Origin of the sequence: Hespellia stercorisuis DSM 15480 (assembly GCF_900142165.1) — a bacterium.
In the GTDB taxonomy this organism is placed as follows: Bacteria; Bacillota; Clostridia; order Lachnospirales; family Lachnospiraceae; genus Hespellia; species Hespellia stercorisuis.
In genome coordinates this window covers 1-13579 of the sequence record NZ_FQZY01000086.1, presented here as the reverse complement: position 1 = coordinate 13579, position 13579 = coordinate 1, and the positions used below count along the sequence as shown (strand labels likewise).

General features: G+C 37.5%; 23 protein-coding genes and 2 pseudogenes. 10 read left to right on the top strand and 15 right to left on the bottom strand.

Annotated features, from left to right (window positions below):
* Nucleotides 1-149: 149 nt before the first annotated feature.
* Both BUB85_RS18565 and BUB85_RS18560 read left to right on the top strand, forming a co-directional pair.
* Nucleotides 150-254, top strand: a pseudogene (locus BUB85_RS18565) (peptidase P60); the annotation flags it as partial.
* A 14-nt stretch (nt 255-268) separates the two neighbouring features.
* A complete protein-coding gene (locus BUB85_RS18560) occupies nt 269-1165 on the top strand; it encodes a conjugal transfer protein (protein ID WP_073113023.1) in 897 nt (298 codons plus the stop codon).
* Between the two features lie 43 nt (nt 1166-1208).
* Here BUB85_RS18560 and BUB85_RS22530 read toward each other — a convergent pair whose 3' ends face one another.
* A complete protein-coding gene (locus tag BUB85_RS22530; RefSeq protein WP_242945487.1) occupies nt 1209-1475 on the bottom strand; it encodes a helix-turn-helix domain-containing protein in 267 nt (88 codons plus the stop codon).
* A gap of 51 nt (nt 1476-1526) precedes the next feature.
* Between BUB85_RS22530 and BUB85_RS18550 the strand changes: the two genes are divergently transcribed.
* Together BUB85_RS18550 and BUB85_RS18545 are read left to right on the top strand one after the other, a co-directional pair.
* On the top strand, nt 1527-1919 hold the full coding sequence (locus tag BUB85_RS18550) for a hypothetical protein (RefSeq protein ID WP_073113022.1): 393 nt from the start codon (nt 1527-1529) through the stop codon (nt 1917-1919).
* Between the two features lie 14 nt (nt 1920-1933).
* On the top strand, nt 1934-2185 hold the full coding sequence (locus BUB85_RS18545) for a hypothetical protein (RefSeq protein ID WP_073113021.1): 252 nt from the start codon (nt 1934-1936) through the stop codon (nt 2183-2185).
* Nucleotides 2186-2326: 141 nt separating this feature from the next.
* Here BUB85_RS18545 and BUB85_RS18540 read toward each other — a convergent pair whose 3' ends face one another.
* Both BUB85_RS18540 and BUB85_RS18535 read right to left on the bottom strand, forming a co-directional pair.
* Nucleotides 2327-2974 carry a flavin reductase family protein gene (locus tag BUB85_RS18540; RefSeq protein WP_073113020.1) on the bottom strand — a complete coding sequence of 216 codons (648 nt, stop codon included), beginning with the start codon at nt 2972-2974 and terminating at the stop codon, nt 2327-2329.
* 127 nt (nt 2975-3101) lie between these two features.
* Nucleotides 3102-3806, bottom strand: a complete 705-nt coding sequence (locus tag BUB85_RS18535; RefSeq protein WP_073113019.1) for a carcinine hydrolase/isopenicillin-N N-acyltransferase family protein — start codon at nt 3804-3806, stop codon at nt 3102-3104.
* Nucleotides 3807-4046: 240 nt separating this feature from the next.
* Here BUB85_RS18535 and BUB85_RS18530 point away from each other — a divergent pair, with 240 nt between their 5' ends.
* The 6 genes from BUB85_RS18530 to BUB85_RS18500 all read left to right on the top strand — a co-directional run bounded on the left by BUB85_RS18530 (nt 4047) and on the right by BUB85_RS18500 (nt 8044).
* Entirely contained in the window at nt 4047-4337 is a 291-nt protein-coding gene (locus BUB85_RS18530) for a hypothetical protein (RefSeq protein WP_073113018.1), read from the top strand.
* A complete protein-coding gene (locus tag BUB85_RS18525) occupies nt 4334-4753 on the top strand; it encodes an RNA polymerase sigma factor (RefSeq protein ID WP_073113017.1) in 420 nt (139 codons plus the stop codon). The genes BUB85_RS18530 and BUB85_RS18525 overlap by 4 nt, the downstream gene beginning before the upstream one ends.
* A complete protein-coding gene (locus BUB85_RS18520) occupies nt 4753-4992 on the top strand; it encodes a helix-turn-helix domain-containing protein (protein ID WP_143160785.1) in 240 nt (79 codons plus the stop codon). Before BUB85_RS18525 ends, BUB85_RS18520 begins: the two co-directional genes overlap by 1 nt.
* 367 nt (nt 4993-5359) lie before the next feature.
* Entirely contained in the window at nt 5360-5587 is a 228-nt protein-coding gene (locus BUB85_RS18510; RefSeq protein WP_073113016.1) for an excisionase, read from the top strand.
* 78 nt (nt 5588-5665) lie between these two features.
* Nucleotides 5666-6853, top strand: coding sequence for a tyrosine-type recombinase/integrase (locus BUB85_RS18505; protein WP_073113015.1), 1188 nt, complete (start codon nt 5666-5668; stop codon nt 6851-6853).
* A gap of 222 nt (nt 6854-7075) precedes the next feature.
* Nucleotides 7076-8044 carry a helix-turn-helix transcriptional regulator gene (locus tag BUB85_RS18500; protein ID WP_073113014.1) on the top strand — a complete coding sequence of 323 codons (969 nt, stop codon included), beginning with the start codon at nt 7076-7078 and terminating at the stop codon, nt 8042-8044.
* A gap of 46 nt (nt 8045-8090) precedes the next feature.
* On the opposite strand, the gene BUB85_RS18495 is transcribed toward BUB85_RS18500, so the two are convergent.
* The 12 genes and pseudogenes from BUB85_RS18495 to BUB85_RS22685 all read right to left on the bottom strand — a co-directional run.
* Nucleotides 8091-8438 carry an MmcQ/YjbR family DNA-binding protein gene (locus BUB85_RS18495; RefSeq protein ID WP_084534127.1) on the bottom strand — a complete coding sequence of 116 codons (348 nt, stop codon included), beginning with the start codon at nt 8436-8438 and terminating at the stop codon, nt 8091-8093.
* Between the two features lie 35 nt (nt 8439-8473).
* Entirely contained in the window at nt 8474-9001 is a 528-nt protein-coding gene (locus BUB85_RS18490) for an O-acetyl-ADP-ribose deacetylase (protein WP_073113012.1), read from the bottom strand.
* 20 nt (nt 9002-9021) lie between these two features.
* Complete coding sequence (locus BUB85_RS18485) at nt 9022-9420, bottom strand: flavodoxin (protein WP_073113011.1); 399 nt, start codon at nt 9418-9420, stop codon at nt 9022-9024.
* 20 nt (nt 9421-9440) lie between these two features.
* Entirely contained in the window at nt 9441-9629 is a 189-nt protein-coding gene (locus BUB85_RS18480) for a hypothetical protein (protein WP_073113010.1), read from the bottom strand.
* Nucleotides 9630-9681: 52 nt separating this feature from the next.
* The gene (locus BUB85_RS18475) at nt 9682-10191 is read right to left on the bottom strand and encodes a hypothetical protein (protein WP_073113009.1); all 510 of its coding nucleotides are present in this window, start codon (nt 10189-10191) and stop codon (nt 9682-9684) included.
* 91 nt (nt 10192-10282) lie between these two features.
* Entirely contained in the window at nt 10283-10579 is a 297-nt protein-coding gene (locus BUB85_RS22145) for a TatD family hydrolase (RefSeq protein ID WP_278319612.1), read from the bottom strand.
* A 39-nt stretch (nt 10580-10618) separates the two neighbouring features.
* Nucleotides 10619-10927, bottom strand: coding sequence for a TatD family hydrolase (locus BUB85_RS22140; protein WP_242945485.1), 309 nt, complete (start codon nt 10925-10927; stop codon nt 10619-10621).
* Nucleotides 10928-11094: 167 nt separating this feature from the next.
* Entirely contained in the window at nt 11095-11988 is an 894-nt protein-coding gene (locus BUB85_RS18465; protein ID WP_073113008.1) for a Fic family protein, read from the bottom strand.
* Nucleotides 11989-12129: 141 nt separating this feature from the next.
* Nucleotides 12130-12216: pseudogene (locus BUB85_RS22525) on the bottom strand (peptide deformylase); the annotation flags it as partial.
* Between the two features lie 12 nt (nt 12217-12228).
* A complete protein-coding gene (locus BUB85_RS18455) occupies nt 12229-12570 on the bottom strand; it encodes an arsenate reductase family protein (RefSeq protein ID WP_073113007.1) in 342 nt (113 codons plus the stop codon).
* 413 nt (nt 12571-12983) lie between these two features.
* Nucleotides 12984-13241 carry a hypothetical protein gene (locus BUB85_RS18445; RefSeq protein WP_073113006.1) on the bottom strand — a complete coding sequence of 86 codons (258 nt, stop codon included), beginning with the start codon at nt 13239-13241 and terminating at the stop codon, nt 12984-12986.
* Nucleotides 13242-13353: 112 nt separating this feature from the next.
* A partial coding sequence (locus BUB85_RS22685) for an IS66 family transposase (protein ID WP_408607110.1) occupies nt 13354-13579 on the bottom strand: 226 nt, incomplete at its 5' end.

The following is a 13579-nucleotide window of genomic DNA, read 5'->3' as shown; positions in this document are numbered from 1 at the left end:
GTGAGGAAGGCGCACAGGAATATCTTACAATCATGAGCTATATTGGGACTGCTCATAAGCATGGAATAAATGCTTTTACAGCAATCAGAGAAGCCCTTTTAGGGAATTCCGATATCATCTTTAACTAATGGAGTTCTGAACAGTTACAAGGAAATAATAGAATGTATCACGCAGGGAATCCCATCGGTTATGCGGATTTGACAACTTCCTACTGGCAACAGCATTTAGCTGGGGCTGGCAGAATCAAACAATAGAAAGGACAAACATCATGTTTAAGAAAAAAGAAAAACCAGTAAAAGTAAAGAAAGTGCGTACCCTCAAAGTCGGTACGCATAAAAAAACAGTGATTGCCCTATGGCTGGTGCTGATTGCAAGTGTCAGCTTTGGGGTGTACAAGAATTTTACCGCCATCGACCAGCACACCACCCACGAAAAGGAAATCATAGAGTTACGCTTACATGACACCAATGGGATTGAAAACTATGTAAGAAACTTTGCAAAAGCCTATTATACATGGGAAAACAACAAGGAAAGCATGGAAGCAAGGACACAGGCGGTCAACGGGTATCTGACAAAGGAATTGCAGGATTTGAATGTGGATACCATCAGAACGGACATACCGACCAGTTCTACGGTCAGTAACGTGCTTATCTGGAATGTTCTACAGTCTGGGGAGAATGAGTTTACTGCTACCTACGAAGTAGATCAGCAGATAAAGGAGGGCGACCAGACGAAAGCGGTCAGTGCTACTTATACGGTTATGGTTCATGTGGATAGTGACGGGGATATGGTAATTGTGAAGAACCCAACCCTCGCACCAGCAATCGCAAAATCGAATTATGAGCCAAAGGTACAGGACGCAGACGGAAGTGTGGAAGCTGATATTATGACAGACGCTACCGCATTTCTGGAAACATTCTTTAAGCTCTACCCAACCGCTACAGAAAAGGAGCTTGCTTATTATGTAGAGGGGAATATCTTAGAGCCGATAAATGGGGAGTATTTATATTCAGAACTCATAAACCCAATCTTTACACAGGACGGGGAGAATGTAAAAGTGAGTGTATCTGTGAAGTTCATTGATAACCAGACAAAAGCAATGCAGATTTCACAGTATGAACTTGTGCTTGCTAAGACAGGCGGTAACTGGAAGATTGTAAAATAAAGAAAAGGACTGATTGTATCGCTTTAAATATACAATCAGCCTGTTAGTTATCTTCTTTTATAATCTTAACGACTGCTTCAATGGGACAGTCCAACATGATACAGATGTCATGCAGAGTATTCATAGTGACACTCTTATTCTTTCTTAGAGCGTCCAGTGTTCCTGTACTGAAATGGTACGTCTTGATTAACTCATATTGTGTAATGCCCTTGTCATTTAAGGTTTTCCATAACGGCTCATAAGTAAAAATGACTGCCACCTCCTTTTTATCGTGTACTCTAATTATAGATTTTATATCGGTGTTGCACATTGCCGAATATTCGGCTATAATTATTGTAAACAAGGTGGAGAGAGAATATACATGGAAGATAATTTTGTAGTGACACCCGAAGCATTAAGGAGACGGCGAAAACAGTGTGCAGAAAAAGAACAACTTCTATTTCTGGCATTGTGTAGCAAAAAAGACAGGAAGCTCATTACAGGAGAAGCAGAACTAAATGTACACGATTACGAAAGAATCTGCTATCTGTTGGAAAGAATGGGATTGAATCATTTGCTTTTGTATTTCGAATTTGAACATGAAGATTTTATGATGGAGATTAGCAAACGAATTGAAGCTGAACTGGAATGCTCCGAAAAGCCCAATCTGTCCGAAGAAATTGATTTAATAAATCAGTGGGCGAGTGATTTTTGTAATCAGCTTCCAACCCCTGTAATGAAACACTATATGGAGATACTTTTTTATTTGGAATAAGGAGGAATAAATATATGATATTTAGTAGAAAGCAGAAATTAAATGTATTGGAAGCTGTTGCAAAACAACACGGAGTGTCCGTGGCAGAGGTCAGACGTGAAATGGAATTGTCCATTGCAGAAGCAAAGAACAATCCAGACCCAGAAAAACAGGCAGAGTTTAAAAGACTGTTCGGAGATAAAACACCGACACCAGAAGAATTTATTATGAAAATATCCCGTGAAGCTTCAAAGGGAAAAGGTGGTATGAATGGGTTCAAAATATAGGATATATTTTTAGAATATCCTGTAACAAAAATAAAATGAAATATCATAAAAAACGTGATTACAGTCCCAATAACGGATTTGTAACCACGTTTTTCTTTTTATCATTAATGTGTATTGTTCAATTCGACAAACTATTAGTTGTCAATCATACTTTTCAATATTTACAGTAGCAACCGCAGATTGATTTGGTTCGCCAGTAGTGAGATTTTGAGGTGCTGGTATCAACATCATAAATCCCTCTTTTCCATATCGCTGTTTATATCCTTGTGCATATTTTTCATCAACAGAAATTTGTTGTATCTGTCCAACAATCATAGCTGTTATTCCTGCACCGCTTAAATCTTGTATTTCTTTTAAGGTACATTCCATATTGATAAAAGCCTCTTGAATAACTGGTGCATGAATAGTTTTGGCATTGGAAATTGTGAAATTTCCTACTTCAAATTCATCTGTTTCTAAGGCGTTTTGATTGATTGTATCTATCAATTTATCATAATAGCTTAGTGGGAGAAAATTGATACAAAAACATTTTTCGCGTTGAATATTAACATAAGTATGTGTATGTTGATATAAATTCCCCATAACGGCAAAGAAAGCTGTCTTATCGCCATGAAAACAACTCCATGCGTGAAAGCATACATTAGGCTTTCCGTTTTCTTTCCATGTGGTAATTGCAAATAAAACTGTCGGTATACCTGCTGTCGTTTCAAAATGGGAGAATAGTTCAAATTCTTCTGGATATGAGGGTATAAAATACTGTGGGAAATCTTTTCCTATCTCTATTTTCATTATCACACCTCCGCATAAGTTCTAATTCGTTTAATTCTTTTAATCATCACTAAGTAAATGTCAACCATCATCACTATGAACTGGACAGCCACATTCTTTTCCAGCCCTAACAACTGGGATTGTTCTATTAATGTTTACTTAGTTTCCATTCTTTAATTTCATCAAATTGGTTGTTCTCTATATAATATACCGTTTGGGAATTAACAGAATATACAAATGAAACTCTTGTAGCCCACAAACCTTCTTGTTTTACCTCCTTCAAAACCGAAAAAGCTTCTGCAACGGAAAAGTTTTCATCATATCTATTTAATAGTTCTTTTGCACATTCATATCGGTTATCTCCAAGCGTAATATAAAATTGTGTACTTTGTGGCGATAGTAGCGAGTAGTTGGTAATCAAGGAAAACTTCTCCATTTCAGTCTTATAACCAATACCGGGTTCTACAATTAAAACTCTGCCGTTCTTATCAGATAAAAGTGCCTGCATAGTTGCACCATTTTCATAAATTATTTCCTTTTCCTGCGCTATTTCCACAGCTTCCTCAAATGATAAACCACCACATACAAATCTTTCTGTCAATTCTGCAACGGTACAGCAGTCACCCTCTTTATTTTTTAACGCTCTTTCATTTCCATGAACATAAAGCAATGTTCCTACATTGCCATTCGCATTTACTCCATGATAAGAGTGCCATTGATTATCTGGCATTTTAATGCCAATAAAAAATCGTTCTTTTTCCAGAAATACCTTATGTTCATATTCAGAAATATCTATATCAAAATTGAAACCAATAATGGTGTCATTACCATTATAAACGAATCTTGTACACATAATTTTGTCTCCTCAAATTCTAATTTATTAAAACCATTATAACATTGTTTAATTCTGCTGTCATTCTGACTTTTTTGTATCTGTATGTTTTCTCTGTATCTGATTGTTGGCAAAATTACGCCACTAGACAGACTATGACAATTTTCGCTTGCCAAATTATGTATAATACACGGGTCTAGTGTCACAGCTTGATGAAAGCTGAGACTTTTTACCGAATAGACCCTGCAAGAGAAAGGATAGTTGCCAGAACTGCTTATGACAACCACACTTACAGAGCCTATTGATAAAAAAGCCTTAGCTTTTCTTATGATAAGTTATTTTGCCTTTAGGAGAGAACAATATCATAGCAAGTCTGTTATTGACACAGACATTGCCTGCCAATTATATATTGGTGGGTTTTTTAACGTGCAGAAAAATATTTTTAAAAATTTTTCTGAAAAACGTCACAAATCACACTTTGCTGTACAGATATGGTGCGGAAAGAGGGAAATGCTTTTCAAGTCATTGATGGAAAGGAGGTGTGATTTATGAAACCGTCAGATTTCCAAAAGACAACACAGTGCCAGTTTGAAAGTCTGCTAAAAAAAGTAACCAGAGGTATTGTTACCAACTACCGCAAGGAACTTTCCAGACGACAGAACAAAGAAGTTTCATTTTGTGAGCTTCCAGAGATTGTCGTTGAAAACTTCGCAGTCTGGGACGATTACGAAACTGATTACACCGTATTTAACGTATGCGGTATTGATATTCGGGTTCTGGACGATAAGCTGGCAGAAGCCTTAAAAAGACTTCCAGAGAAGAAACGTAATATTTTGTTGATGTTCTATTTTCTGGAAATGAGTGATACAGAAATTGGAGATTTACTGAATATTACCAGACGTTCTTCTCACAGGAACAGGACAAGCTCACTCGATGAAATCAAAAAAATATTTAAGGAGGAAAAATAATGTTGGAAACAAAACCGAAACACCCGTCATTTTATCTCATTTCATCGGCGGTTGATGGCAACGAAAATTCGATTGAGAAGTTGTTGCAGTTTTACGACCCTTACATATCAAAATGCTGTTTAAGACCTTTGTATGACGAATACGGAAATGTTTATATCGCTGTTGATATGGAACTAAAGGGACGTATCAGAGAAGCCCTTATGAAAATGATTAGCGAATTTGAAATCGCTGTAAGCTAAACAATTAGCAGAGTATGATTTGTGATTCCCCTCTTTCCTGCTTTGCTACTGCTTATCATTCTATGAAAGTTCATTGGAAACAGTGAATTTTCACAGGCTGACAAGCCGTTGATTGTTCTTTGACAACTGAATAAAGCAGACAGACACGTTTGTGAGACAGCGAGCCACGGAAACTGCACGCCTTGACCTTTCCAGAAGAAAGTGAGCGATTCACGCAGTGATCCGAGAGCGACTTGTGGAATGGTCGCCTTGCCATGACCTGTACTCACAGAATAATGATACGTCCGCATGGTGCGGTTAGCCCACAAGAATGGGAATGGTTGAGATACCAATGGAGCTTTCCAAAGCCGTCTGTCAGCTTAGATAAATGAAATTTAGGAGGTGGTATGTTTTGAACAATACTGATGTACCTATCTGGGAAAGATACACGCTGACGATTGAAGAAGCGTCTAAATATTTTCGTATTGGAGAGAAGAAACTTCGCAGACTTGCGGAGGAAAACAGGGATTCAAACTGGGTCATTATGAATGGAAATCGTGTCCAGATTAAGCGTAAATTATTTGAAAAAATCATTGATACAATGGACGTAATATAGTGATTTTAGGGCTGTTTTATGGTATAATATTAGTAAGCGTATCAAGGCTCTTTCTATCACAGAAAGGAACTTGACACTATGGCAGAGAAAAGACGAGATAGCAAAGGTCGCATTTTACAAAATGGAGAGAGCCAACGAAAAGACGGAAGATACGCATACAAATACATAGACGCATTTGGTAACCCACAATTTGTTTATTCATGGAAGCTGGTTAAGACCGACAGGACACCAGCAGGAAAACGTGAGGATATTTCACTTCGGGAAAAGATTAAAGACATTAAGCGTGATATTGATGATGGTATTGATACCATTGGTAAGAAATTAACTGTATGTCAGCTTTACGAGAAGAAAAACAATCAGCGAAAGAATATCAAACGGAACACAGAAATTGGTCGTCAATGTTTTATGAACATTCTAAAAAAAGACCCTCTGGGCGTTAGGAGTATTGATACGGTCAAACCGTCAGACGCTAAAGAGTGGGCAATCAGAATGAGCGAAAACGGCTATTCCTACAAAACGATTAACAACTACAAGCGTTCTTTGAAAGCATCATTCTATATGGCAATACAGGACGATTGCATTCGGAAGAATCCTTTTGAGTTTAAGTTGAGTGATATTCTGGACGATGATACCGAAGAAAAAATCGCACTTACACCTGCACAGGTAGAAAGTTTACTGTCGTTCATGGAGACTGACAATATCTATCAAAAATACTATGATGAAATTATCATATTGTTAGAGACGGGACTTCGTATCTCTGAATTTTGCGGAATAACTAAGAAATTGGATATGAAGAATCGAATAATCAATGTAGACCACCAGTTATTGAGGGATTCTGAAATTGGTTATTATGTTGCTCCACCAAAAACCACAAAAGGTAATCGACAGATTCCAATGACAGAAAGGGCTTATCAAGCATTCCAGCGTATATTGAAGAACCATAGTAAAGGAAAAGCAATCGTCATTGACGGTTACAAAGATTTCCTGTTTCTCAATCATGATGGTTTACCGAAAACCTCTGGGAACTATGATGGTATGGTGCGTGGTCTTATTAAGAAGTACAATAAGAACCATACGGGACAGTTACCTAATGTAACGCCACATACATTCCGACATACGTTCTGTACCAACATGGCTAATAAAGGTATGAACCCTAATACGTTACAGTATATCATGGGACATTCCAATATTGCTATGACGCTGGGTTATTATGCACATGGTTCATTTGATTCTGCAAAGGCTGAAATGGAACGACTTGTGGCGTAGTAGTAAACAGGTTATTTACTACACTTTTACTACTTTTGAAAGCAAAGTCGTGACAAGAAATGCCAGTTTATGCAAAGTATCTTCCAAAATGAAAAAGTCGGAAAAGCCCGTAAATACAGGCTATGCCGACATTTGAAAACTTATGAAAAGATAATCAGAAATTATATAGAATTTTAAAGCAATAAAAACATCAAATCTACTTATCATATTGGAGGAAAAAACGTGATTAGCCAGAAAGCAACTATTTTATGCCTATTCGAAATATTGAAGAAATATTCAGATGAGAATCATATACTTACTACTGATGATATCAGAAAGAAATTAAAACAAATATATGATGTGGATATGGAACGTCGTGCAGTCTATCGTAATGTAGATGCCCTCCGTACACTAGGTATTGAAATAGCAGGCTACAAAGACAATCATGAAGGCTACTTTCTGATTGATCGTACATTTGAGCCATCAGAAGTGCGTTTACTCTGTGATGCTGTCGCAGCGTCAGATATGATAACAGACGATACCAGTAAAACAATTATTCAAGAACTAATCAGTACACAAAGTGTCTTTCAAGGACGAATGCTTCAAAAAACAATATACGTAAAACCAGCGTCAAAAAATTTTAATAAACAGTTATTTTATAATATCGATACTTTAAACATCGCTATCAATCAAGGCTGCATGGTCTCCGCCATACCACTTTCGTACAATTACAATTTAGAGCTGTCTCCAATTACTGACACTCTTCTTTGCTTTAGTCCTTATGCAACCCTCTGGGCGCAAGGCAATTATTATGTCTTGGGCAAAGATGAACATAACGATACATTAACGCATTACAGAGTAGACTTTATGAAAGACCTTCAGATCTTAGAGCGTGGAATTGATATGATATTCGGCGGGTTCAATCCTAGCCAATACGCAAGAAAATACATTATTGATGCGGGCGAAGCAACCCAAAGATTTGTCATTGACTGCCCCCCTGATCTTTGGTCTGACATTATGGAATACTTTGGTTCTTCTCTCACAGTTCTGACACAAACCGATAGCATGATCTCCATTCGTGTCCATTGTATTCCATCTAAAATGAAGCAATGGGTAATGACACATCTAAATCAGTGTGAAGTTGTATCTCCAAAATCATTCCGTGAGGAGATTCAGCAGATTGTTTTTGATGCTTATCAAAAATATTGGTAATAGAGTAGCGAAATAACTGCAAAAGTTATCTCCTACTTTCTCATTTCTATTCTGTCAATTCATAACTCATAGCAATCAGGTTCTCTATTTCTTCGTCCGGTACCCCGCTATCCAAGCAAATGCTAATCCATTTATCTTTGTTCATGTGATAGGCTGGACAAAATCCTTTCCTCGTCCGAAGCGATCCTATTAGAACCGGATCACACTTCACATTGAGCACATCCACAACTTCATCTCCCGGAAGACAAAGCTTATTTCTCTCCACTTCCATCACAATCCCGTACCACTTGTTATTATCTTTATGACGCAGCACAGCATTCCGATCATGCCACGGATAGTCTGGTTGTGTACCATACTGTTCTTTTACAAATTCAAATAATTCACTTCGATTCATTATGATAGTATGCTCCTATATGTTGGAAATTGATTTCAGGATTTCAAGGATTCCGAATATTGCAACATTGCATTATGGTATAGACGCTCTGTCTCTTCATCAAATGCAACCAGCCACACCTCAAAGTCACTGTCAGCTTGACCTTTTGTACTGTCTATTATTGTGGAAATAGCAATCTCTGCCGCCTGCTCTTTAGGATAGCCATAGATACCCGTGGAAATTGCTGGAAATGCAATGGACTTGCATTCATGCTCGATTGCGCATTGAATGGAATTCCTGTAACAACAAGACAATAACTCCGCCTCACCATCTGTTCCGCCATTCCATACCGGTCCGACTGTATGAATCACGTACTTAGCTGGCAAGTTGTAGCCTTTTGTCATCTTACATTGTCCTGTCTTACATCCATGTAACTCTCTGCATTCTTCCAATAGTTCTTTTCCTGCAGCACGATGAATTGCTCCGTCTACACCACCTCCACCTAGAAGTGATGAATTGGCAGCATTCACGATTGCATCAACATGAAGTTTCGTAATATCTCCTTGTAAAACCTTAATATGCATAGTTCGTCACCTTCCAGAAATCAATGAAGTAGCTTGTCATCTGGTACTGCAATTTCTTTCCCGACCAGATCTATTACTTTCTTGAATCCTTCTCGCTGCCGCAGTACACTACCTAATGACGTTACAACAGCCGTGATATGTTCTCTTCCTACCGCTTCTACAAATGTCTTGACTGCTGGTGGCATCGCACCGGCCCATAGTGGAAATACCACGACAATATCATCCTGTAAATCTGGGGAAATATAATCTGCTGGGATACTTCTTCCACTGGAAGCCATCGCACCGGCTTTTAAATAATTAATCTTGCCTTCCCAGTTCTTATGATCCTCAATTACTCTTGCAGTGGTATCATATCGATTTGCCAATTGCTCCGCTATCTCTTTGCTTCTTCCTGTTCTTGTAAAATAATAAATCTGCATACTTCCGCTTCCCTTCCGTTCTATGGAATAAAATGTATGAGAGCTCCTATCGTAGTCACTGGAAGAGCTACAAAAAGTAGCAGACAAGATAAACAGCCACCACCGCCATTCTTTCTATGCTTATCCATATCATCCATCATGTAAAATGTAAAAGCTTTCTCATCTGGAGTGACTTTGCCATCTCCATTCCAATCCTGCCAATCTGCCATATTAGTTCCCCTCTTATTCTCATTCTGATCATGTCTCTTGAAAATTTATAATTTAATACTCTGTCTTGCACTCAATGCACACTGAAAAGTGATTCTCCAGTAATGCAAAGCCCACGAATCCACTGTTTATATCAAATACTTGTAGATTATTATGGTAATCATACAATCCTACTGTTCGCACGTCGATATCATCATTTTTGCTCAATTCTTTCAACTTTTCCATATAAGCATCATAATGATAATGGTTATTTTTTACATAATACATCCTATATGCATAGCTTCCTTTACGATTTAAAATAGTCTTATTCACACGTGTTTCTGTCCTTTTCAACTGAAAATCTGCTTGTATTGATGAGAACTTATAGTACATATGTATTTGATGTTTTCCATTTGGTAAAACTGTATAAGCGCCACTATTTGCTAATTCCAGCATCTCTTCTTTTATTTCTTTATAATCTAATATTGCACTTTGCAATCCGCATGCATATTCCTCATTCTGAGCAATTTTTTGAACTTCCTCAGGTGTTCTACTGACAGAATTTAATTCATCTCGAAAACTCATAATAATCTTTCCTTCCCTGCACTTTTGTAATATTCAGAAAATAATAATCTATCAAACAATAGTACAAATTTGATCTTATAGCTAATATATTTCACGATAGAACTCTTCGGAAATTATTTTTAATTATTTTTCTAATGTCCTCATCCGAATATTTTCTTGTTTCAGATAAATATTCCACAATTTTTTTATTAAAATCCAATAAATATTCCTTTCCCAATCCACTTGAAAAAGGAGCATCGCTTTCAATAAGAATTCTATCAAGGGGAAGTGCATCTACAATACCTTTTCCATTTTTACTGAGTAGCATTTGGTGATTGATTGAAAAATAACACCCAATATTAATTGCATCTTGTAATGTGTGTAAACTTCCGCTATACCAATGAAGAATTATTTTTCCTGCATATCCTGCTAATATACTGACACACTCTCATTCAGCACGGCGACTATGAACTGAGAGTATCTTGCTTTCCCTTTTTTTACATGCTTGGACTATTTCATTAAAAATGTCCTTCTGGATGCGTTGATTTTCATATTGCAATGCAAGCTCCGGATGAAATCCAAGTGCTATTTTTATATATTTGTAATCTGCATATTGACGATAGTATCGTTCATACAGCTCCGGTAAATTCGTGACCGCGATAGTGTACGAATGATGGGCTTCGATATATGATAAGACTTCCTCTCGATTCTTGTATAAATCAAAATGCATATGTGCATCCATCAAAAAATCAGCCATTATATTTCCTCCAAATATGATGCCAATTCGTCCATTCCGCGAATATATAGATTCGTATAATTTTCAATATCATTTTCTATTGACCCGCTTAATTGAATACTCATAAACGCATATTTCGGATTATACTTATTTTGTGTTTCTTAAAGAAATCTTCATTTTATTGTTATTTATTTCGGTAACATTTGAAGATATGAGTCCAATCTAGCATTGATATATCCTGCAAACAAGCCTTCCATTGCCGAAAGATTGTGCTTCACATGATACTCGTCAAATGCATCGTAATAAGCTCTTCTGTCTGTAAACTTAATGTCAATCGGCGGATACCCTGCTTTCATCAGTTCTAAATTCACAAGCAGTCTTCCTGTTCTTCCGTTGCCGTCAATAAAAGGATGTATCCCCTCAAATTCAATGTGAAATCTTGCAAGTTTTGTGACAAGATGCTCTTTGCTCTCTGAAAAATCACATAGGAGTTGTTCCATCTTCGGTTGAATAAGATATGGCTGAACCGGCTCATGCTGTGCTCCCATAATATGCACAGGAACTCGGCGATAGATTCCACGATCATCCTTTTTATCTGCAAGTACAAGGTAATGAATCTGCTTTATGATACTTTCACTGATAAGGACACAATCCCTCACTAACTCAATTACAAAGTCAAAAGCTTCCTTGTGCCCAACCGCCTCCATGTGGTCTTTGAGTGGTTTTTGGTCAATAGTCAAACCTCTTAAGACTAGATCCGTTTCCCTCAGCGTCAGTGTATTTCCTTCAATAGCATTTGAGTTGTATGTGTATTCCACAATAAACTCTTCATTCAGTCTTGCCGCCTCACCTTCTGTTAATGGTCTTCGGCTGTCCAACGCCACCTTTTTTCGGTCAATCTGTGAAAGTATGCTTTCTCTTGATTTGTACCTACCGTCTGCGGGCCTTACTGAATCAATAGGAATTTTCCAACCTCGCCCCTCCTGATATGCTCCGGAAATTTTACCTTCGGCACAAAGCACTCGAATTCTTCTATCAGAAATGCCCCACTTTTCAGCAGCCTGTTTCACTGTCATGAACATTGATTATTCCTCCAATCCAGTTTCTATTATACTACTTTATCGGAACAATGCCAGCGCTATCGGAATAATATTTCCTATTTTAACGGAATAATAGAAAGTCCTATCTTCTCGAATCGCATTAATCTAGTACAAAGATTTTTCATCAATTGCAACCTGCTTATCTGCTTCTGTCGCGGGCTCCGATTTTTGATTCAGAAAAAAAACATCTTTCATAATTGGTTTAATCATAACTATCCCCTTTTAATTCCATTCTTTCCAAACGTCGGGCTGATATCCGATCGTAGCTTGTCTGCCATTTCTAACAATGGGTGTCTTGAGCACCTTTTGATTCTCCAGCAACTTTTCCATCTTATCTTCATCGGAAATGTATTGGATGAGCGCAAGTGCATCCTTGTCTTTGCATTTGGAATCCAGCATCTGCTCCAAACCGCCAACCGCTTGCATTACGCTGTTCAATTCGCCTTTACTCATACCCTTTTGTTTCATGTCTATCATCTGATATTTCACATTGCGTTCCTTGAAATATCGCATAGCCTTCTTTGTATCAAAACACTTGTTGGTTCCAAAAATCTGTATGTTCATTCTGTGTGTTCTCCTTATGATTCCGAACATTGCTCGATTGCATTATGATAGAAACGCTCTGTTTCTTCATCAAACGCAACCAGCCACACCTCAAAGTCACTGTCAACTTGACCTTTTGTACTATCTATAATTGTGGAAATGGCAATCTTCGCCTCCGCCTAAAAGTGATGAATTGGCAGCATTCACGATTGCATCAACATGAAGTTTCGTAATATCTCCTTGTAAAACTTTGATATGCATAGCTTCGTCCCCTTCTAATAATCAATGAAGTAACTTGTCCTCTGGCACTGAAATTTCTTTCCCGACTAGATCTATTACTCTCTTGAATCCTTCTCGCTGCTTCAGTACACTACCTAATGACGTTACAACTGCCATGATGTGTTCTCTTCCTAATTATTGGTTGCATTTCAATTTCATTCTTCAACCAGCGTACTAGCTTTTGCATAGTCATTCTTATCTATGTATATCCTGTAAGTTTGATTTCGTGTCTCGACTCCTGTTGCTGGTCTTCCAAGCGATATCATCTTCGCCGCAAACTCCATAATGGAATCATTCTTTATCTTATCTTGATAGAAAATATTGTTTTCATCAAGTTGGTATTTTAACTTCAAATATTTATCCAATGAATTTGTCTGTAGCAATAATATCTTTTCGGAAACTTTGTCTGCCATAATTGAATGATCCTCCCATTTGTCAAAATCATAGTTACTTTAAATTTTCTTTTCTCGAACTAACTTTATTGTCAGATTATTTATACTTTTATCGTAACTGTTCAGAACTCCATTAGTTAAAGATGATATCGGAATTCCCTAAAAGGGCTTCTCTGATTGCTGTAAAAGCATTTATTCCATGCTTATGAGCAGTCCCAATATAGCTCATGATTGTAAGATATTCCTGTGCGCCTTCCTCACTGCGAAAACATCCTGAGACCTTGGTTTTAACCTTAATCATGCGCAAATCACGTTCCGCAAGGTTATTATCAAACGGAACACAGAGATTCTTTATAAAT